Source organism: Verrucomicrobiia bacterium, from assembly GCA_035489575.1.
GTDB lineage: Bacteria > Patescibacteriota > Saccharimonadia > Saccharimonadales > JAGQNK01 > DATHJY01.
Genome location: DATHJY010000007.1, coordinates 1 through 20,403 on the forward strand (window position 1 = coordinate 1; position 20,403 = coordinate 20,403).

General features: G+C 54.3%; 18 protein-coding genes. 7 read left to right on the forward strand and 11 right to left on the reverse strand.

The window, feature by feature from the left end; translation table 11 throughout:
- Positions 1 to 147: 147 nt before the first annotated feature.
- The 5 genes from VK694_03120 to VK694_03140 form a co-directional block, all read right to left on the reverse strand.
- Entirely contained in the window at positions 148 to 1,242 is a 1,095-nt protein-coding gene (locus VK694_03120; protein HTE57711.1) for a LysM peptidoglycan-binding domain-containing protein, read from the reverse strand.
- A gap of 321 nt (positions 1,243 to 1,563) precedes the next feature.
- On the reverse strand, positions 1,564 to 2,610 hold the full coding sequence (gene mltG / locus VK694_03125) for an endolytic transglycosylase MltG (GenBank protein HTE57712.1): 1,047 nt from the start codon (positions 2,608 to 2,610) through the stop codon (positions 1,564 to 1,566).
- Entirely contained in the window at positions 2,600 to 3,019 is a 420-nt protein-coding gene (gene ruvX, locus VK694_03130) for a Holliday junction resolvase RuvX (protein ID HTE57713.1), read from the reverse strand. Before ruvX ends, mltG begins: the two co-directional genes overlap by 11 nt.
- Before the next feature lie 160 nt (positions 3,020 to 3,179).
- The gene (locus VK694_03135) at positions 3,180 to 4,823 is read right to left on the reverse strand and encodes a hypothetical protein (protein ID HTE57714.1); all 1,644 of its coding nucleotides are present in this window, start codon (positions 4,821 to 4,823) and stop codon (positions 3,180 to 3,182) included.
- Positions 4,820 to 6,118, reverse strand: a complete 1,299-nt coding sequence (locus VK694_03140) for a cell division FtsA domain-containing protein (protein HTE57715.1) — start codon at positions 6,116 to 6,118, stop codon at positions 4,820 to 4,822. The genes VK694_03135 and VK694_03140 overlap by 4 nt, the downstream gene beginning before the upstream one ends.
- A 110-nt stretch (positions 6,119 to 6,228) precedes the next feature.
- Here VK694_03140 and VK694_03145 point away from each other — a divergent pair, with 110 nt between their 5' ends.
- Positions 6,229 to 9,507, forward strand: coding sequence for a DEAD/DEAH box helicase family protein (locus VK694_03145; protein ID HTE57716.1), 3,279 nt, complete (start codon positions 6,229 to 6,231; stop codon positions 9,505 to 9,507).
- Here VK694_03145 and VK694_03150 read toward each other — a convergent pair.
- Together VK694_03150 and VK694_03155 are read right to left on the reverse strand one after the other, a co-directional pair.
- Complete coding sequence (locus VK694_03150; GenBank protein HTE57717.1) at positions 9,504 to 9,947, reverse strand: hypothetical protein; 444 nt, start codon at positions 9,945 to 9,947, stop codon at positions 9,504 to 9,506. The genes VK694_03145 and VK694_03150 overlap by 4 nt on opposite strands.
- A 3-nt stretch (positions 9,948 to 9,950) precedes the next feature.
- On the reverse strand, positions 9,951 to 11,843 hold the full coding sequence (locus tag VK694_03155; GenBank protein ID HTE57718.1) for an alanine--tRNA ligase: 1,893 nt from the start codon (positions 11,841 to 11,843) through the stop codon (positions 9,951 to 9,953).
- A gap of 165 nt (positions 11,844 to 12,008) precedes the next feature.
- Here VK694_03155 and VK694_03160 point away from each other — a divergent pair, with 165 nt between their 5' ends.
- From VK694_03160 to VK694_03170, 3 genes are all read left to right on the forward strand, one after another.
- The gene (locus tag VK694_03160) at positions 12,009 to 12,440 is read left to right on the forward strand and encodes a hypothetical protein (GenBank protein ID HTE57719.1); all 432 of its coding nucleotides are present in this window, start codon (positions 12,009 to 12,011) and stop codon (positions 12,438 to 12,440) included.
- Positions 12,441 to 12,605: 165 nt separating this feature from the next.
- Complete coding sequence (locus tag VK694_03165) at positions 12,606 to 12,986, forward strand: hypothetical protein (protein HTE57720.1); 381 nt, start codon at positions 12,606 to 12,608, stop codon at positions 12,984 to 12,986.
- Positions 12,987 to 13,217: 231 nt separating this feature from the next.
- Complete coding sequence (locus tag VK694_03170; protein HTE57721.1) at positions 13,218 to 13,661, forward strand: hypothetical protein; 444 nt, start codon at positions 13,218 to 13,220, stop codon at positions 13,659 to 13,661.
- 104 nt (positions 13,662 to 13,765) lie between these two features.
- Here the strand turns inward: VK694_03170 and VK694_03175 are convergent, their stop codons facing one another.
- From VK694_03175 to VK694_03185, 3 genes are all read right to left on the reverse strand, one after another.
- Entirely contained in the window at positions 13,766 to 14,950 is a 1,185-nt protein-coding gene (locus VK694_03175; GenBank protein ID HTE57722.1) for a PQQ-dependent sugar dehydrogenase, read from the reverse strand.
- Positions 14,951 to 15,103: 153 nt separating this feature from the next.
- Positions 15,104 to 15,871, reverse strand: coding sequence for an endonuclease/exonuclease/phosphatase family protein (locus VK694_03180; protein ID HTE57723.1), 768 nt, complete (start codon positions 15,869 to 15,871; stop codon positions 15,104 to 15,106).
- 249 nt (positions 15,872 to 16,120) lie between these two features.
- Entirely contained in the window at positions 16,121 to 16,567 is a 447-nt protein-coding gene (locus VK694_03185; protein HTE57724.1) for a hypothetical protein, read from the reverse strand.
- 337 nt (positions 16,568 to 16,904) lie between these two features.
- Between VK694_03185 and VK694_03190 the strand changes: the two genes are divergently transcribed.
- Positions 16,905 to 17,357, forward strand: coding sequence for a hypothetical protein (locus VK694_03190; GenBank protein ID HTE57725.1), 453 nt, complete (start codon positions 16,905 to 16,907; stop codon positions 17,355 to 17,357).
- Positions 17,357 to 17,863, forward strand: a complete 507-nt coding sequence (locus VK694_03195) for a hypothetical protein (protein ID HTE57726.1) — start codon at positions 17,357 to 17,359, stop codon at positions 17,861 to 17,863. The genes VK694_03190 and VK694_03195 overlap by 1 nt, the downstream gene beginning before the upstream one ends.
- Positions 17,864 to 18,158: 295 nt before the next feature.
- Here VK694_03195 and VK694_03200 read toward each other — a convergent pair whose 3' ends face one another.
- The gene (locus VK694_03200) at positions 18,159 to 18,878 is read right to left on the reverse strand and encodes a hypothetical protein (protein ID HTE57727.1); all 720 of its coding nucleotides are present in this window, start codon (positions 18,876 to 18,878) and stop codon (positions 18,159 to 18,161) included.
- A gap of 45 nt (positions 18,879 to 18,923) precedes the next feature.
- On the opposite strand from VK694_03200, the gene VK694_03205 reads away from it, so the two are divergent.
- Positions 18,924 to 20,342 carry a hypothetical protein gene (locus VK694_03205; protein ID HTE57728.1) on the forward strand — a complete coding sequence of 473 codons (1,419 nt, stop codon included), beginning with the start codon at positions 18,924 to 18,926 and terminating at the stop codon, positions 20,340 to 20,342.
- The last annotated feature ends 61 nt before the right edge of the window (positions 20,343 to 20,403 follow it).

Below are 20,403 nucleotides of genomic sequence, written 5' to 3' on the forward strand. Positions count from 1 at the left end.
GGACTGTGTGCAGTCCTGTATTTCGTTTGAAATCAATAACAAAGACAGGACAAGTTCCGCAAGCTGCCAGATGGTAGAATCTTTTCTGGCTAGTCTTGTTTATCCAACCGCCAGTTTGGGTGCATAGTGCAAGCCCGAGCAGACAGATTATCTATAAATAAAACGTTGGAACTTGGAGCGGACGGGGACCCAGTCGCTGTAGCCTGCACGGCCCCAGCCAGCGAGGCCATTCATATCAGAGTATTTAATCATGGTGCCATCCTCTGAAACAGCTTCTACTACGCCCACATGGCCCAAGCCACCGGCATCGGTCTGAGCAACAGCACCAACCCGTGGCACCGTACTGACCGTCCAGCCGCTGCGAGCAGCATAGTTGTCCCAAGTATTAGCATTGCCCCAGTTGGCAGGCACAGACACCCTGCTGGCCGCATACCAGGTACACCAGCCACGGTCGTAGCCGTTAAAGCCATAAATAGCCGTTGCGCCCCAGGCCACGCTGCCGCCATAGCTAGTACCGCCACCGCTAATGCCTCCGGTAGCTTTAGAACCATCAGGAACAACAATCCGCTGGCCAATAGGCAGGCCAGACACCTCGGCGTCGTTAAAGGCAATAATAGCCTCTTTATTCGCGCTAAAGTCAGAGGCCAGTTTTTCGGCTGTATCACCCGGCTTTACGGTATAGACAATACCGTTAACTGGTGGAATAAAGAGTTCGCGGCCGCCAGGGATGTTGTTATTATTCAGGCCATTCGACCAGCGAATACTGTCAGAGGTCACACCAAATTTGGCAGACAAGCCCGTCAGGGTGTCGCCGGCAGCAGATACATACCGCTGGATATCAAACCGCGACTTAGAGGCGGTGCTGACAATCTGTGGCTTGGCCACTACCTTGTTGTCGGCAGAACTATAAGCCAGCTGACCATTAATAGTGTCAGCTTGGTTAACGACGGCCGTGGACTCTGGCAGGCTGGTCATACGTGCCAAGTGCACAGCAATATCAGACGAAGACAGTTGGTCTAGGGGGTTCACGGTTTGGCTGTCGTTGCTGGCCAGAGCTGTTTGCCGGGCTGCGCCGCCCGAATCTGGACTTTGTACCACAAAGCCAATCACCAATGCTAAAAGAGCAAAGTTGGCAGCCAACAACCCATAACGAATGATTCGTTTACGAGATTTCTTGAAAGCCCGAGCGAATGAACGCGGGAGCAGTGTGCGCTTTGACTTTGAGTCGGCTTGGCGGCTCAATGTATGCGAAATGGTGCGAATACTAGTCTCCGGTTCCGTTATGTACGGAACGTGCCGATATATTGGTTCTTATTTGCTAAATACAAGAGTGTTCGACCAATCTTGTGTATGCGAGTGTTAAGCCTGTTCAAAGCCTCACTCGGGAGGTTTTGGGATAGGTTTTTAAAAACAATATTCCGGGCAACTTAGGTTTGCCACTTAAGAAAAGTGAGGCAGCCATTAGTTGCCCCCAGATACTACCAAAAAACTAACATTAAATCAATATTATCCACCCCTGTTACGTCTCTGTTATCATAATTTCGTTAACGGGGGTCAGGGGCACTAACGGTTGCAGAGCTTTTTGCAGTGCTGCTCGGTTAAGGCTTCGTGCTCGGTTAAGGTATTAGAGAAATAAGTCTTGCCATCGTCGCCCGCTACGAAAAACAGATAGGAGGTTCCCGCTGGGTTGGCCACTGCCTCTAAAGAAGATTTGCTAACATTGCTGATAGGTGTTGGTGGCAACCCCCCGTGAGTGTAAGTATTGTAGGCCGAATCGTAGAACACGCTTGGCTCTTGGCCAGCCAGGATAGCCCCGTACTTGGCCGTGGGGTCAGATTCTAACCGGCGGCCTTCGCGCAAGCGTCGCAAGAACACCTGGGCTACTACCTTGCGATCGTCAGGGTTACCGACCTCGCGTTCGATGATAGAGGCCAAGACAACTCCTTCGTGCACCGTTAGCCCCTGGCGCACAATGCCCGCCCGAAGACCGGGGGTCAATGCCGATTGCATCTGGTCCAAAGAAGCTCGAATAATAGTCCCTGGACTGGTATCGGCTGTTTTCTGGAAAGACTCCGGGTACAGATAGCCTTCCAGGCTGGCGCCAGCCGGCTTGTCGGTCAAGGCCGGGTGGTTGGCATACAGGTCAGGCTTGAGCGCGGCGTCCACCGCAGTTGCCGTAAAGCCGTATTTCTCAATCAGGGCGCTGCGTATCTGATCTAGCCGTTGGCCTGGCAATACAGTCACCAGGTCAGTCGCAATCTTGCCATCGGTCAAAATAGCAGCAATCTCTGGGACCGATAGGCTGGGTCGCAGGCTGTAGGTACCAGCTTTTAGGTCGTCGTTGAGGCTCTGGTTACGAAAATACCACTCGAAGCTCCAGGCCGCACGGATCAAGCCCGCCTGTTTCAGTTGGCCAGCCACCTGTTTTACCGATGCGTCTTGTTCTACCTTGATAAGCTGACTGCTCTGGGAAATACTGACTGGTTCTAGGTTTTGGTCGTAGGCCCGGCGAGTCACAAACGCACCGCCCACGGCCACCAGCACAATCATGACAAACAGAATGGTGAGAATAATTGGCCACCTGGTTTTGCTTTTAGGTCTAGGCTGCATGATAGGTTTCTTGGCTCCGTAGATAATCTTCTAGTATGTAGGTTGCTGCCAGGGCGTCAATATCAGCCTTGGCAAATTGCTTGCCCCGCGCCTGCAGCTCGGCCTCGGCCTGCCGCGACGTAAGAGCTTCGTCCTGAGTCTCTATGGGTACATCAGTATGTTGTCCCAACTCAGTAATAAATACTCGTGTGGCAGTAGTCTGGGCAGTATCGTCGCCGCTTAGGTTGCGTGGCAACCCTACCAGTATGACACTGGGCTGCTCGATGGTGAGTAATTTTTCCAACTCCGGCCAAAAACTATCGTCACGTACCAGGGTAGTGAGCGGGTTGGCCAGTCGTGCCACCGTGTTGGCCGCTGCGACGCCCACCCTTTTTTCACCAACGTCTAATGCTATGAGATTAAACTCCATCTCATAACCCTCCTTGAATGCACGGATAACCTTGGCGAGCAAGATAGCGGTTTTCTTGTGACAAGGCATAACCGTAGTTATGGTGCGAAGCAAAAAACCGGTAGCTTGCCGTCAAGGTTGGTCGTGGGCCAAGATGGGTTTTGAGATGGAGTCCTATCATTTACTCGGCTTTTTCGAAAACAAAGGTTATCTTACTGGTACTCTTGGGTGTCGATTGTACCCAAAACGGACTGTAAGCCACCTCTACGTCGCGGACACCTGGCCGGTTTTTGAATAGTTCCTGTATTTCGCCCCGCTTTTTGCCAGCAATCTCTTGCTTCAGGGCGGTCTCGTCCAGTTGCGGGCCGGCTACCACGGTGGTCTGAATATTCATCTCTGTGCGAGTGTTGGGCTTTTTCTCGGCGGTAGATTTTATGGTGGCCTTGTCTATGCCGTTGTCTTGCACTCGTTGCTTTGAAGTGTCTAGCTTGGACTTGGCCTCTTCTTCGACCAGCTTCTTGAGGTCGTCCCTTTTGATACCCAACATGGTAAATACAGAGGTAGAAGTCACAGTGACTTCGCTCGCCTCGTCACCCACGTTTGGTGTGCTGGTGACCGTGGCGTTGCCCAAAGTCAAGGTGTCGGTCAGGGCCATTCGGCCCCCTTCTTCGAACTTTTGTTTGAGCTCATCCGGGGCTTCGCCGCCGGCTCGCTCATTGATACGCTGTTTGGCCAGGTCGACGTCCTCCTGGCGAATAATCTTTACGACCTTGCTGGTACCACCTGCAAAGGCTGCGGCATTTGTGCCGGATACGGCCGAATAACCAGACACGGCAAAAGTCTTGCCTATCTCTACGTTGTATTGCTCACCTGCGCTAGTAGCCACGACATCGGCTGTACCCTGGAAACGGCACTGACCACCAACAACTGCTGGGGATAATGTCACCGGTGCGGCCGTACCATAACTGAGGTTGCCAGTACTAACCGTTGTGCCCGTAGGGATTGTTGGCACATTGGACGAACAGACGGTTGACAGCGTCACTTGCCCGGCAGCCCTGGTCCCTAAGTCTTTCTGGCCTGTAGCCGGCACTTTTTCAGTGTCGGTCTTGCGGAATTCTTCGTTTTTGGCAGGCAAGACTTTGGATTCGGTGTTAACCTCTTGGGCTGCAGGATCAGCCGCAAAGGCAAAGCTGGTGTCTATATTTTGAGTGTCGGTTTTAAGAATAACGGTGGCTTTTGGCAGCACAAAGAACGCTAGAATAACGCCGCCAATGAGAATAACTCCTGCGATAGCTCCCAGGATGAGCCGTGTCCGGAACTTTTCAAAATTGGGTATATTGAACTTTTTCTTGCCACCGTCAGCTCCTTTTTTGCCCTTTTTGCCCTTTTTCTTCTTGCCATTGGGGCCACTGCTGTCATCGGAGCTGTTGTCTACTTCTATAGATTCATCGTCATCGTCCGCAGCCAAAGCACTCGCTGCCGCTGCCGAACGTTCCAGCGGCACATCGGCTTCATCGTCATCAGCTGGTGGGGTATCGTTGGGGCCAGCAGGAATCTCTGGTTTGCTCTGCAAAGACTTAGCTACGTACATACCAACTGCACCAGCCAGGGGTAGCAAATTGGCCTCAGAGGTAATAAGCACGACGCGCTTGCCTTGTTCGTCGGCGGTACGCTTGAGCAACTTCATATTCACCAAGCTCTGGAAGACCGCGGCACGCTTAGGCAAAACGAGGGCAACAATCTTTTGGCTGGAATCCTGAACCTTATCGATGATACCGGTTATCTCGTCATCGACATCGATGTAAATGGTGTCCTTATTGTTCATATTCTAAGCATTCTATCAATTTTTTGGCGAACAGACCCAGTTGGTCTGTCGTTTTGTTGCTGGACCGTATCCAGCCCAACGCGCAGCAGACCCATGGCTGTTACAAAGGTATGATCTGTCACGTGACCAGTTTTATCAACCATACCCACCACTTGTTCGGGTTGAATATGCTGCACGACTGGTTTGCGGGTAAAGGGTAGTTCTTTGTACCAATCTGTCTTGGACAGTTGCTCCATAAGCATGCCCAGGCTGGAGCCGCCGCCACACAGTAAAATCCTGTTAGGCAAGTGGTCTAGCTTGTCAAATTCACTCAGCGCTAGTTCGACACCGCTTGTCCATACGTCTAGTGTCTTACGCAGGCTCTTTTCTAGCACCTTTGCTTTGTGCTGGGGAACACGGCCGCTGCCGATGGCTAGCTTGAGCTCTTCGGCCTGAGCAAAATCAACGTCTAGGTCGCGCTCGATTGCCCGGGTGTACGCCCGGCCACCAATACCAAACATCTTGGTACCTTGCACACCGCCTTCGTTAATAACTGCAATGTCGGTAGTACCACCCCCGACATCCATAAGGATGGCACTCATGGTAGCATTCGGGTCATCACCAATAACTGAACGAGCTACAGCAAAGGGTTCGGCCGCGACGGCCAACAGATCAATATCCAATTCTTGAGCCGTTCGCTCCAGAGCACCAATATGTATCAGCGGCGCAAAGGCGGTATACAGCTGCACCAGGACGTCTTTGCCCTGAAAGCCCACCGGGTTGGTTACTTTGTAGCCGTCGATATCAATGCCTACGAGCGCACTGTTGACCAGCCGGATCTCTACTTCTTTGCCACCCAACTCCCAGGCCAGTTCTTTTTTGGCCTTGGCCTCGGCCCGCCCCTGAACTAGCCCAATAATTCGCTCTAGCTCGGTTACGTCCAAGGGTTTGTTGGCATCTTTGCGCGTACACCGCACCGTGGTAGTGGTACCTTTTACAAGCTCGCCGGCTATGCCAATGACCGCTGTGCGGGCACTAACTCCGGCCTGTTGTTCGGCCTGGGCCAGCGCGGCATCGCAGTTACCCACCACGGCCGCAATATCCGAAATAGCGCCAGCCTGCATATCAGACAGCTCTTGGTGTGCGCGCCCGACGCCAATGATCTCTAGGGTGTCGTCCTCTGTAATTTTGGCCACCAGAGCTTTTACAAACTCGGTACCGATGTCTAGGCCCACTAAATAGTTCTGCGCATCAGCAGGCTCAGACTTTTTTCTTTTGAGGGCGGAGCTAGAAAGGCTCGAGAGTTTATCAAGCATAGGCATAATCCTTACTATTCTATCATGAGAAAGTGGGAGTCTTATCAGATATGCCGCTGGTGGTTGACTTTGACAGAGCGCTGTAGTTATGTGAGTGCATGGGAAGCCGCTTGCCCGAAGCTTCCGATGATAGTGAAAGAGGTATAGCATATCTGGCGGTTGATGATGTTATACCCGACATGACTTCGGGAGCAATCGAAGTCCCTTTTGCCACTGAGTTCTTCTTGGAACTGAGCGATGTAGATTCTAATGGCCACGGCTCGGATGATTATGACCCTTATGACGAAACACTTGCTGTCGGGCGTGGACACCGTGAGCTGCCTACCAACAGGGATACTGAGTGGGATGACGGAATATCACTTGATAGTCTCCGGCAATTCCGCCAAACAATGGGGTACGACGCCATACCCCAACCCCAGCCCAAACTGAAACACGATCCAGTAGAGATGCCCGACGAGGAAGAAACAGAGGAAGAAGAGTTATCTGAATTTTTTATTCGTGACCTTCTGGCCAGCGTCGAGCTGCAAAACGCCAGGACAGCCCCAAATACCGACATCCCACCCGCTCTTCAGGTAAGCACTGGCGAGCAAACGCTCTCTTATTGGGTTAAAGACCAAAACCCAGGCGACCTAACCACAGAAGTCCTGGGAGAGCTATCACTTATTACGATCAGTGCCGTCAAAGATATGCTGGGCATAGCCAGTCATGCCAGGACAAAAACAGCTGAATGGCTTATTGAAAATGGTCGCATCCCCAAACCAATTGGTATCGTGCCTTATGGTGACAAAAAACAAGGGCTGCCTGTCTGGAGCAAGCAGCAAATACTTATCCCGCACGAAAAAACCATTCCCCAAGAAACTCCGAAAACAGAAAACGAGGCATGGCGGGCCCAGGCTGCCTGTCTGGGTTCTAGCGCCACAGAGTATTTCTTTGCGGAAAGAGGCGAAAACCAAGAGCCGGCCAAGAGTGTTTGCAGAGGATGTAGTGCACGCCAGGCTTGCCTAGAGTCGGCCCTTGCGCACAAGGAAAAGCATGGCATATGGGGTGGGACCAACGAACGAGAGCGTCGAGTAATCCGGAGAAGACGGAGCCTAATTGCCAAAAGAGCTGCAGCCGATGGAACGCTCGACGGCCTGGACGATCACGACGAGCTCACCCTCAGAGGTCCGCTCGCCCCCGAAGTTCAGGCACTCGTAGACCAGAATCCCGCCCTCGAATCTATTGCTATCAGTTTTGAATCGGCCGACCTGGAGGTTCGTGACGATCAGATCCAGGGAGTGCACGCGGTAGAGCAAGCAATAGAATCTGGCAAAGAGCGAGTGTTATACCAAATGTATCCTGGTGGCGGCAAGACAAATATGGCGGCAATCATGGCCGACCGTTGGCTGAGCGAAAACCCCGAGAAGCGGGTGCTGTATTTGTGCCATGACACACGCTTGCTCAGCCAAGCCCGCGCCCGATTCAAACACATCCTCGGGGACGAAGAGTACACCTATGGCACTTTTACTGGCGAAGAAAAGGACTGGGACGATCCCACCTTTATGTTTGCGTCGTTCCAGACAATGCAACAGCAAAACTGGCAAGAATACTTTGCAGACCAAGAGTTCGACCTGGTCATAGTGGACGAAAGCCATCATTCCAAGGCAGCCACCTACGAAGCTGTGCTGGACCACTTTTTGCCACGCGCCATCAACAGCATAGCTATGAGTGGCACCATCAAGCGTCACGACATGAGAGACATCCAAGAAATCTGGGGAGCACCCGTATACTCCAAGACATTTGCCGAAGCCATGGACGAGAAAAGACTGGTATGGCCCGAGTACATCGTCATGGAGGATCCCGATGAAGAAGAGACCTTTTTGACCGAAGGGATTGACCCCACCAAGCTCAATAGGCGAATCTTTATAGAAGCACGCGATAAGAAAATAGTTGCTGCCGCCCGCGAGGAAGTCAGAGCGTACGAGCTCAGACACGGCGTGAAGGCAAAGCCGCTGATATTTGATACAACCATTGCCCATGCCGACGTTATCGCCCGGCTCTGGTCCGAGGCCGAAGCAGCAGAAAACGGCCAGACAGATATCACCGCCAACGCCGCCCGCACTCTCCACACACGCAGCAAGAACACCCTAGAAGCGTTCAGGAATAACGAGTTCCCTACGCTGGTTACAGTAAACATGCTGAACGAAGGTATCGACATAACAGACGTAAATGTCATCATTTTCTTGGCCGCTACCGATTCGGAGCCAAAATATATCCAGCAATTGGCGCGGGGCCTTCGCAAGAAAGCCGGCAAGCCATCGTGTTTAGTCCTGGATTTCCCTAATAACTGGGGGCATATCATGATGGGTAATCGAGCCGTCAAAGAGATCAAGGCCGGCCGCACACCTGCAACCCAATCAAAACAATGGGCCCAGACCGCCCTCCAGCCACGAATGGTGCACCTGGATAATATCTTGTTTACTTTCCAGGCAACACGTGTGGACTTTGTGCAAAGAGTCAAAGAACTAGACAGAGACCCAATGTTACCCGATGCCATGAGTGTCAAGAAATATGCACGGGATCGCAGCCGCGACTTCAGAACAGTGGTCAGGTATATGCGAATTCTACACATGATCCCCCTCAGCCTACCCAATCGCTACGGAGCATACTGGCTGCCGGTAGAGTACCAGCAAGAGCTAGATGCCCAGGCCGGGCTAGCCATTGAGTTTTTCAAACCAGGAGAAATACGGCTGCCCAAGGCCCTCAAGCAGCTTGGCGTAGGCCAAACAACCGTGGACAAGGCACTGAATGACGGCGACATACGTTTGCCCACGCGAAACTTTGATGACGGCGGACCACCCGGACTGGCCGTAGATGAAGCCACCCTGGCGCTACTAGAAGCCAACCCCCGTGTCCAAAAGTACAAAGAGGTAGCTGCCGACGCCAACTCTCCTCTGGGCGAAGACGAGGAGAGCGTCTACGGCGCCGCACTATCCCTGAACGTGTCCAAGGAAGTTTTCATACACGCGCTTCAGATAGAACTTGGGATATCCCCCGATGACCTGCTGAACCGCAGCCGTTCTAAGGGCCAGCCATTCCAGGCGGTTAAAAAAGCCCATACGGCCTGGATAACTGGCTCGAAAATAATCGAGGAGGCCCAACCGGCGCCAACCGGCGCCGTATCGGTACACCAACTAGCAGTCGAGCTGGGCACAGCCGATAAAACACTGAAGGCCAAGGCCGCAGAACTGGGTATCTTACCCAAGCGCAGAAAAGGTGCCCGCAACCACTACGATATGTTTTTTGTCGAAGACCTAGAACCCATTCGGGCCCACTCCTATTTCAATAAAAATGGCAGCAGCAAGTACCGAGGCCGAACAAAGAGAAAGCAGCAAGAATCGGTCACCTAAAGGTACTCTTCTTTTGGCTCGACGGGAGTCACGCGCCCCTGGCTAAATCCACCATAGTGTTTGTCGGGCTTCTTGTATGGATTATGTGATCGTCGCTGCTGACGCTGTTCTGCCATTCGCCGCTCATAGATAGCCCGTCCATCTTGGACAATCATGCCCTTCGCCTCGGCTGCCTGGGGCAACCAGAGCATGCCGATAAAGGCTGCGTTGCCGAGCCGCACAATGGCAGGTGTCCAGCGCACAATAGCTACGTGCGGATCTTGCTCTTGCTCTTCTGGCGGAAGTGCCTCGTGGTAGGCGCGTACCTCCTGCTTAAAAGCTGTGTTGATTCTGCTCAGATTGCCCGTAGCGGGGACCTCAATCTCTAGGCGAGTTCTGTCTTCTTCATCAATAGGAATTTCGTAGGCAATCAGTCCGTTAAGTATGGACTGTCCTTCCATAACCTAAGCCAGGACTGCCTTAATTCGGCGTACACCTGCGCTACTGGCTTCTTCTTTGGTGATTTTGAATTTCTTGCCGTCTTCAAAGAGTTGGAGCGTGTGGTCGACGTGGGGACCACCACAGATCTCAAAGCTAAAGGGTTTGTCTGCGCCGTCAGCAATCATCTTGTATACCTTGACCGTGTCACCGTAGCGGTCGCCAAACTGGCCCAAGGCGCCCTTTTCTTCACGCGCGACTTTTGTCGGGTATTCTTCCCAAGATACTTTGAGGTCTTTGGCGATCTGCTCGTTCACGATTTTCTCTACTTGGTCCAGCTGTTCCCGTGTTACTTTTTCGGGATGGCTAAAGTCAAAACGTAGGCGCTCTTCGGTAATATTGCTGCCGCGCTGAATGACATGATCACCCAATACTTCGCGTAAGGCCTGGTACATCAGGTGCGTGGCGGTGTGGTATTTCTTGTGCTGCAGGGTTTGTCCGCCCAGGCCACCCTTGAAGGTGCCTTTGGCGGCCGTCTGTGAACGCTCGCGCTGTTCTTTCATTTTGGCGTCAAACTCTTTCTGCCACTCAGCAGAGACTTCGATACCCTGCATGGCCGCCTCTTCTACACTGAGCTCTAATGGAAAGCCGTAGGTATCATAGAGCGTAAAGATATGGCTGCCATCAAGCTTGCCAGCGCCGCCCATTTTTTGCAGTTCTTTTACGCCCTTGCGAAGGGTTTGGCGAAAGACCTTTTCTTCGCGAACCAGTATATCAACCACTTCCTGGCGCTTTTCGGCTACTTCTGGGAAGTCCTCGTGATACAGATCGGCAATAGCGGGTACGATTTGTTCCAGGAAGTTCTGTTCGATACCCAGGTCAAAGGCAAAGCGGATAGCGCGACGCATCAGGCGACGCATAACGTAGCCCTGCTCTTTATTGCTGGGCACCACACCGTCTACGGCCAGGAAAGTCGCGCTCCGCAAGTGATCTGCAATCACACGCATGCTGGTTGTGTGGCTATCGTATTTTTTGCCAGACAGCTCTTCCAGCCGCTGCACAATTGGCCACATGATACTGATCTTGAACATATCGGGGCTATTAATAGCCGCCATGGCGATACGCTCCAAGCCACCGCCAAAGTCGATGTTTTTCTTGGGCAGCTTTTCAAATCCTTGCTCGGTACGCCGATACTCCATGAGTACGTTGTTACCGATTTCTACAAACCTGCCGCAATCGCAGTTGGGGTGACATTTTTCACCATATTCGGGATTGTGATCTACAAAATCAAACTCATAAAATATTTCGGTCGAGGGACCGCCCGGCTCACCCGGGGGCATGTCACTAATTTTGCCATTCCGGCACCACCAATTTTTGGCAGCATCATAAGCAAAGATACGCTGGCCAGGCTGCATGCCAGTTGCCGCGGCGTTTTCCTCGGACCCTAGGTCGGCCTCGGTGGCGTCGATGCCCTTAGCCTGGAATAGTTTTTTCCAGATGTCGGCAGACTCGGTGTCTTTAGGAATAGAAAACTCTTCACTACCAATAAAAGTAGTTACATAGAGTTTCTGCGGATCTAGCCCCACCACATCTGTGTAGAATTCAAAAATCCAAGGTAATTGCTCGGCCTTAAAATAATCCCCGAGTGACCAGTTGCCCAGCATCTCGAAGAAAGTATCGTGACGATTATCACCCACTTCTTCTATGTCTTGTACGCGAATAACAGTTTGGCTGTCTACCAGTTTGGTGCCCTGTGGGTGCTCCTCGCCCAACAAATACGGGACCAGCGGCTGCATGCCGGAGCCCGTGAATAATGTAGTTGGGTCGTTTTGTGGCACCAGAAGTGCCCGCGGAATAACGGCGTGACCGCGTTCTTTGAAGAATTCAAGGTAGGCTTTTCTGATTTCTTGGGCATTCATGGCATGCATTATAACAGAGGTGAACAAAACTAGCCAATCAGACAAATATTGATTTGTATATATTTTTATGTTATAATAGCAGAGCATGTGACTAGGGTGAAAACTCGTTACCTGCGCCATTGACGCTGCAATCTCCCACAAGCCTCCAACCCAAGGAGACACCCCATGTCCGACATTTCCAGCTCCCCCGTGGTCATCCGGCATACCGACCTCGGCACCTACGTCGTCACGACCCCCGAGGACTTCGACTGCAACGACCCCTCCGCCAAGTGGGCGATCGACAAGGTCAACGCGGTGCTGAACTTCCTGGCCCAGGCCGAGCCCCTCCTGCGTGACACCATGCAGGTCCCCCTGGTCGACGGCCAGCCCCCGCGAGGCACCCGTGCGCTCACCTACGGCGAGTCCTTCATGACGGACTACACGCTGGTGCACCACGACAACGGTGTGCACAAGCTGCTCATCAACATCGTGGTGTCCATGCCGACCATCAACGCCGCGGCGTATCACGCAGTGGCCGTACTGACGCGCCACGCCCTGCATGGCGCAACGTCGCTCAACCAGCTGCTGATCAACGGCCTCCAGCTGATGAGCGCCTAGGGGCCATGATCGGGGCGAGCACTTCCACCATAAGGTGCTCGCCCCTCAGGCCTGCCCCCGCTCCGTCTCTGTCCGCCTATTGTTCTGTCTATTATTTTTATTCCACGCTTAAAAAGTGATTATTTTAGCAGCTGTACTAAACCACCAGTATTATAGTTTTCGATTATGGATACACTTATACCCCGAGACCGCTCCTCTTCACCAGCCCAAGACCTGTCTTTTCCCTTTCGGGTAGATGACGATGGTCTACATCTAGACCGGACAGAGGCCCAGCTCGTTTACGACGATCTGACCGATTCACGTATAAATGGTAACGACGCCCTTCTGGGGCATTTGCATACCGACCTTCAGGGTGCGCTAGAGGCTGATGAACTCCCTGATGCGCTTAGCCTCAGCAGAGAGCACATTGTTGGGCTAAAGATATATTACGGCGAAATCGCTAACCAGATGGATCGCGCCGAACACAGGGGTGTCCGAGTCTACGGGCGCTACGTCACGATACTATCTGGCCTGATCCCACTGCCTTCCCCCGACGAAGTATCATAGTTCTTCCTGTGAATTGATTTAAAACTAATTTTATGCTATAATAATATAGTTAGCGTCTCTGGTATTTCTTGAGTCTCTAGCACTTTTATAACAGACAGAACGATATGATCCAGTTGAGCAGCAGGCCCGCTTTTACCATAAAAGTGAGTGTGCTGCTCAACTGGCATCTTTTGGCAACCCAGCCAACAAGCAGCCGCTGACATCCTGCCCACCCCAAAGAATTGAGGCCTCATGCCCACCGAACAACTCACCACCCTGCGCCGGATCGACACCCCTACGGTGCGGATCTCCCTGATGAGCAAGACCAAGAAGGAAGTCAACCCGGACGACCTGCCCGACTGGCTCGTAAGGCAGCTCGACACCCTGGAGCGGTTCCTGCGGCAGGTCGCACCCTACCTGGGAACGACCGACGACGATGAGGTCCGCACCTTCTCCTCGCCGCAGGCCATCCAGCCATGCTCGAACTACAACGGCTTCATCACGCTGCGTGATCCGGACAGCGACTTCCCCAAGTCCGAGGCCGAGGTGCATGTCGATGTGGAGCTGCCCTACGAGTACCACGACAGCTTCGTCCCCCTCGTGTTCAGCGTCTGCAAGATGGCTCAAGACCACGTGGGTGGCACCTTCGGCTTCGTCGGCTTCGTCGTGAGCCAGATCCACCGCTACGGCAAGTAGCCACTCACGGTAACCAGGGGCGGGCGCCTACCATCATTGGCGCTCGCCCCACGGCGTGCCTTTTTGCCCCCTTGTTGTCCGTTCTGTCTGTTATTTTTTATTACTTACCGTGGCGAAATGCGAATAATCTTGTCCTGGCTGCTGCCATTATCGGTGGTTAGATACAGCTCTTCATTTGGGCCCATAACTGCACTACGCAGCCGGCCAAATTCGCCCTCGAACAGTGTTTGCTGGGACACTACTTTGTCATTGATTATTTCCAGCAAGCGCACCTGCTTGTCCTTAAGGACCGCCATGGCCAAGCGACCATTGAAGTCCTTCCACTTAGCGCCAGAGACAAAGGTCATACCAGAGGGTGCGATAGTAGTCTCGCCCGAGTTCCACACAGCATCCACGGCATCTGGAAACTTGGCCTTGTCTGTCATGGGAAAGTTCTCGTCGTAAGATGGCGGACCAGGACTCCACCCCATATTGCCTTTGATTAGTTTGTTCACCTCATCCTCCCGGTCCACGCCATGCTCTACGCTATAGCCATACACACCACCACGCGGCACCTGGTACATAGCCAACCCCTGTATATTGCGGTGCCCGTAGTTATAAATACGTGGGTCAAATGCACCGCCCAGATTATCCGAGACTGGCTTGCCGTCGCGGTCCACCCGCAACACCTTGCCAGACAGACTCTTTGGATCTTGCGGATTGGTGTAAATAGCTGAGTCACCGGTGCCTATCCATAGATTGCCATCGGCCCCAAACCGTGGACGACACCCCGAGTGACGTCGATTGGGCGTCTGTGGCGTAACCGGGTACGACTTGATGCCCGTCACAATATCTACCTTGTCAGTCAGACCGGTAACGTCAGCATTTACTTTCCAGCGGCTCACCCGAATATCTGGACGGGTATCGTAGCAGGCATAGATGTAGCGATTGTCTTTGAACTGGGGATCTATCGCCAAGCCCAATAGACCGCCCTCGCCCACAGCGTATACATCTGGTAGTTTGTACACAATGGCTTTTTGCCCCTGCGCTAGCTTGCTAATGGTGCCCGCCCGTTCGGTAAATAGCATGGTGTCGTCGGGCAGAAAGGCCACATCCCAGACATTGTTCAGCTTATCCAGCACGATCTGGCGCTGCAGATCAGGGGCGCCCAATTTGCCTTCCTGAACCATCTGGGCGTCGTCGACCGCAGGGGCCAGCGCCTGGCGCACACGCACAGTCAGCCACAGGGCCACGCCTATGGCAAGTACACCGATGCCCAAGAGGAGCAACGTCCCACGCCTATTCTTCATACCTCTATGGTACCACGCCTCATAACTCAACAGCCCATCCCATATTCATCACCCTTTCCAAACCGCTCTCTCGCTCATTTCAGGGTCGAACCCTGAAACAGGGTTCGACCCTGAAATGAGGACTCTGGATGAGGATCTCGCATAATATGGGTATTATTTGATGATGAAGACTCCGAGTAGTGGCGAATGATCAGAGGGAGAGCGCGGCAGAACGTTGAACTCCTCTAAGTGCAGCTCGCCGTGTTTTGTCCAAAGTATATTGTCGTAGTTAGCAAGAGCAATCCGCCACTTTTGGCCATTCCAGCGCCAGGTGGGGTTTCGCAGCGAACCAGTGCGTCGCCCAAGGTGCTGGGGCATGCGAAGCCACGGTGCCATATATTTTGTTTCGTTAAAGTCACCACCAATTATCACGCTCTTATGCGCGACGCTTTCCAGCAGCTTTTCGTAAGTTCGGCGGTGCTTAACATGCGTGGACCAGTTCATAAAGAACAAGGCAGCCAGATAATTTACGACGATGGCTACATCTTCTCCGCCGAATCGCAGGTGTGCCTCTATGGCTTTTACGTGGTAGCCTTGGTAGCCGCGCGCTTTGTTGGCCTGCGTATCCGGCCCCAGCCGGTGATCAACTATTTTGGTGGGCTTTTGTTTGGTTACCAGTGCGCTACCAATCATCCACTGATCTGACATAGGGCTAAACGGTGCAAAGTGCGTTTTGTACCCCTGCTTCTTGAAATAGTCCAGCACCGGGGAGGCGTTGGTCTGACGATGGACCAGCACCTCATTTAGCCCAAATACGTCAGGGTCGTAGGCTTTTATAAAGTGGTCAAATTTTGCCTGCAGCTTGGAACCGTCGTCACGCCGGCCACTCTGTACCTGCTCCCAGATATTCCAAAAAACAACAGTTACCTGTGTGTTTGCCATGCAAATAACTATATCAAGTACAAAGCGCGACATGCATGATTGTCCAAACTTGCAAAAAGTAGTTTTATATGCTAAAATAGTTTTATCTCTATCAGAGGCTACGTCTCGTTAGAGTACCTTTATAAGCAGACAGGATCCTGTGGTCGGGTGTGAAATAAGCCTATCAACTATAGTGATAGTTTTATTTCACATTCGACCAACCCCGACACGGGCACATGCCCGACACCAAGGAGAGACATGCTCCAGACCCTAACCCAGACGGCCAAGAACGGCGCGGACATCGCCATGCGACTGCTGGCGCCTTACGGCCTCGACATCGACTTCCGGAAGACCAGCTTCGGCTGCATCCTGTTCATCCTCGCAGAGAGGAAGTGGCACGCCGAGTGGAACCTGGCCCAGCAACGGGTCGAGGAACACTCCGAGCGAGTGAAGAGCCTGGAGGGCACCATCGGTGGCTTCGCACAGCACTTCAGCGGCAACGCCAGCTGGCATGCGATCAGGACCACCTTCATGGGTCATGACCTCAGCCTGTTCATCGCCATGGCCGAGGGCTACCACACGAACGCCGAACAGCTGGACTACCTCCTGCACTGGCTGAGCAACCCCCAGGCCGAGACCAGCCGCCTCGAGGAAGTCCTCAGGACGACGCGCCACCACTAGCGGCCACTGACCCCGCAAGTCGACAGGACTGGACATAGGTTCAGGACACTGCTGGCTGCTGCCCGTGCTCCCCCTTTGTCCAGTTCCTGTCTGCTTGTTTTTCTTTTACGCCCCTCTGGGCTATTTTTTATACTATGCCCAGATGAAAGCGGGTTGATTTTTTATAATTTTATGGTAATGTATACGCAACTCTAAGGTGCCGCTTGTGGCACCTCTATTAGAGTTCTTTTACAAGCAGACAGATGATGGATGAGTAGCAAGGCTATCTTTGCCCGGTAGTTTTGCTACTCATCCATGTCAAACGACAAAGGTTAGATGCGACAATCGGTTGCGTCTAGAGTCCATGGACTCTGAGTTCCTTTTGGAGGCCATCATGAAAGAAGGCGTCAAGAACTTCCTCCGTACCCTCTACAACACCCTCCGCACCATGCTCGACTCCACCCAGACCGAGGGCACTTCCGACCCCGAGCCCAGGCCCAACATTCCGGTTTACCGTGGCGCCCGTTGCTGCATCAGCATCGACGTGTTCGACGGCGACGAAGAACTGACGCGTCGGGCCGAGGCTTTCCTGGCCGCACTGGCCACGCATGACCTAGCCCTGGTGAACTACATAGACCACTTCCCCGGAGGGATTCGTGTGTTCATCCGCCCCTTCCCGGGCGAGCACGATCTGGTAGTCAAGTACTACAAGCGCGGCAATTGTCTGGACCGTCGAGCCGCGACCTACCTGACCATCCTGGTCGAGGAGTTCTTCCGCGCCGACAACGTCGACGGACTGGCGATCGAACTCAGCAAGACAAGCTCCATCCCCGCACACATCCGCTAGTGCCGCGACACTCATTACAGACTGGAGATACCAGCATGCTGGTTTCTGTCCTGAGCTTCCTGACTTGCTTCAAGGTGGAACACCTGGTCGATGAGTTCAGGAGACGGTTCGCCCCCGACCCCGAGCTCAACGTCATGGACAGCACCGCCCTCATTGGCATCGTGATCAGCTTCACCGCCGACCAGGAAAAGTGGCGCTGGCAAAGTGCCAGGCACGCAGTGCTACACCACTGCATCCGCCTACGCCGGATACACGAGGACATCCACTCCTTCCTGGAGCGCTTCGAAGACTGCATCGGGAGTCGACCCGAGCTAGTGACGGACTACCGAGGCCACGAGCTGCGGACATGGTTCGACTGTAAGGGCGACACCGGGCTCTCCATGGCCGCCGCGGACTATCTGCTGCGAGTACTCGCCATGGTGGACGCCACCGACAAGCAACTCCGGAACGCTCTGCGCATCACCGAACTCCCCCAGGATGCCGCCATAGTGGCATCCGCGTCGTAACCGTAGCCCTCATGGGCCAAGCAGCAGGGCTGGACGAAGGCTCAGGATGTTGCTGGCTGATGCCGGTATCTCCCCCTTTGTCCAGTTCCTGTCTGCTTGTTTTACTTTTTATGCCACGCCCCTGTGGGCTTTTTTTATACCACCGCATAAGAAGGGGCAGGATTGAATTTTATTAACTTTTATGCTATAAAATTGATATAACGTACTCGCTTACTCCCTGATGAGAAAGCTTTTTTTGTTTGCACCTTCCACTGAAGTGGACCGACAAAGGATCACGCACTTGAGGATCATCCACTCAAAGCAAAGTTTGCCCACCGAAATTGTCGGCCAGAAGTGCAACGGCTCCCTGTTCCTGGGAGGCGCACTGCCGCGGTCCGACAAGATCAACCAGGAGCCTGCCCACTGGCGATCCGACGCCTACCGCTTTCTGGCCGAAAGGTTCGACGGCACCGTCCTGACACCCGAACGCCAAGAGGGCAGCCTGGCCTCCTACGTCAGCCAAGCCGACTGGGAGCAGGCTGCGCAGAACAGCGCAGACGTCATCTTCTACTACATGACCCGAACGGCCGACATCCTGGCCCTCAGCACCAACACCGAGGTTGGCCAGTACATCCGGTTCGGCCCCCAGCGTGTCGTGCTGTGTATTCCCGAGAACGCCGATTTGGCGATGAAGACCGAGTTCCAACAAACCGTTGCCAAAATGCAGGGCATCGAGCCGATCATCGGCCTCGAAGCCGGCCTGGAGCATGCCATCAGCCTGATCGGCGAAGGCGCCGAGCGACATGGTGGCGAGTGCCAGGTACCCCTGTACGTATGGCGTACGCCCAGCTTCCAAGCCTGGAACAACGCCCTCAAGGCCGCCGGCAACCGGCTGGACAACTTCCACCTGGACATGACCCTCTGCCCCGTGCCAGCCTTTGTGCTGTTCTGGGCGGCAAAGGTCAGTATCTGGGTAGCCGGCGAGGAGCGTCACAAGGACAACGAGTGGGTCATTTCCCGCCCTGACATCTCGCACTGTGTGCTCGTATACCGCAAGGGACCGAAGACACACATAGTGGGTGTGCGGGAGTTTCGCAGCACTGTCCGCAACGCGGATGGCTACGTCTACGAAGCAGCGGGCGGCAGCTCTGCCAAACCCAGCCTGGACCCCATCCAGGTGGCGATCGACGAAGTTCGGGAAGAAACCGGCCTACGGCTCCGCCCCGCGCAACTTCGCTTTGTGGCTTCCCGCCAGCTTGCAGCCACCACCACGGCACACCACGCCTACGTGACGGTTGCCGAGCTAACGGACGAGCAGTACCAGCAAGCGCTGGCCCAAGAGGGCACCTACGCCGGCGACCTGGCCGACAGCGAAATGACCGCTCTGACCGTGTCGACACTCACCGAGCTGTTCGCCGGCGAAGAGCTGGACTGGTCCAACCTGGGCATGACCGCACAAGCGTTGCTCCAACTGGACGCCGAGCACAAGCCCAAGTACACCGTGGCCAGTTCGGCCGGCCAGACGTACGCCCTTGTCATATTGGACGCACTGACCGGCTCGGCCCTGGACACCATCCTGGGCATCATGGCCGCCGGGACCACCGTGGTCTATGCCGGACCCCAGCAGGGCAACCTCGGCTTCGAGCAACGCGTGGACATTGCGACCACACTTGGCTTGTTTGCTGACAAGCTGACCCAGCAGGGCATCGACGCCCAGTTCATCCACCTGGCCGGAGACGGCGAGGACCAGCTGAGGCGTTTGCAGGCACTGGTGGAGCCGGACAACCTGACCGTCTTCGCCTTCGTGGGCGACTACGGACTGAGTCCGGACGCAATCCGACAGGTCCAGCTGATGCGCCACCGTGGCGTCTCGGTCGTGGGCAGCTGGTGTGGCAGTACGCCGCAACCAGAGCTGTTGGTCGTGAATGGCTCGTTAGCCGCACCCGACATCGGGTATGTACCTTTTGCCAGGCAGTGGTCGCAGTCCGGCAGCGAAGTACAGATCTGCACACCGCAGGACTGTGCCGTAGTGTCAGTCGGTCGGCTCACGCCAGCCGCCTACTACCGGTTGGCCGGATTGTTGATCGCCGGGACGCACCTCATCTACGGAGGAGCACCCGTCGACCAAGAAGCCCCCGAGGGCCGTATCCACCTGACTCGTTCGCTGAGACTGATGGCTGCCAAGCTTGGTGTTGCCGGCATCCCCGCCCGCGTCACCACGTTCGAGGAGCCAGACGTCGAGAGTCGTCGTCTGAAGTTGCTCGCGCTCGCGCAGCAACACTGCGCCCCGGTTCTGGCCTTTGTCGATGACCAAGGCTTGGCACCTGGCGTAGCCCAAGAATGTGCGTGGGCGCGCGACTGCGGCCTGCCGGTTACCGGCCTGTGGGTCGGATCGTCCGGGGGGTTCGAGCTCAGAACTCTGGGCGATGCCCTGGACGTGAACGAGGCCTCACTTCAGCCATTGGCGCAGATGCGTCAGCCAGGCCTGGTCCTGGCGTAAACGCGTTTGACGCAATCACCCGAGAGGGGGTCTTTTCGGGTCAAACCGATCTGACCTCCTC

Bases quoted from the DNA above. Each gene is read 5' to 3' on its own strand.
- mltG (HTE57712.1), bottom strand. From the start codon at position 2,610: ATGCAGCCTAGACCTAAAAGCAAAACCAGGTGGCCAATTATTCTCACC.
- ruvX (HTE57713.1), bottom strand. From the start codon at position 3,019: ATGGAGTTTAATCTCATAGCATTAGACGTTGGTGAAAAAAGGGTGGGC.
- VK694_03135 (HTE57714.1), bottom strand. From the start codon at position 4,823: ATGAACAATAAGGACACCATTTACATCGATGTCGATGACGAGATAACC.
- VK694_03140 (HTE57715.1), bottom strand. From the start codon at position 6,118: ATGCTTGATAAACTCTCGAGCCTTTCTAGCTCCGCCCTCAAAAGAAAA.
- VK694_03150 (HTE57717.1), bottom strand. From the start codon at position 9,947: ATGGAAGGACAGTCCATACTTAACGGACTGATTGCCTACGAAATTCCT.
- VK694_03155 (HTE57718.1), bottom strand. From the start codon at position 11,843: ATGAATGCCCAAGAAATCAGAAAAGCCTACCTTGAATTCTTCAAAGAA.
- VK694_03160 (HTE57719.1), top strand. From the start codon at position 12,009: ATGTCCGACATTTCCAGCTCCCCCGTGGTCATCCGGCATACCGACCTC.
- VK694_03165 (HTE57720.1), top strand. From the start codon at position 12,606: ATGGATACACTTATACCCCGAGACCGCTCCTCTTCACCAGCCCAAGAC.
- VK694_03170 (HTE57721.1), top strand. From the start codon at position 13,218: ATGCCCACCGAACAACTCACCACCCTGCGCCGGATCGACACCCCTACG.
- VK694_03175 (HTE57722.1), bottom strand. From the start codon at position 14,950: ATGAAGAATAGGCGTGGGACGTTGCTCCTCTTGGGCATCGGTGTACTT.
- VK694_03180 (HTE57723.1), bottom strand. From the start codon at position 15,871: ATGGCAAACACACAGGTAACTGTTGTTTTTTGGAATATCTGGGAGCAG.
- VK694_03185 (HTE57724.1), bottom strand. From the start codon at position 16,567: ATGTCCAGTCCTGTCGACTTGCGGGGTCAGTGGCCGCTAGTGGTGGCG.
- VK694_03190 (HTE57725.1), top strand. From the start codon at position 16,905: ATGAAAGAAGGCGTCAAGAACTTCCTCCGTACCCTCTACAACACCCTC.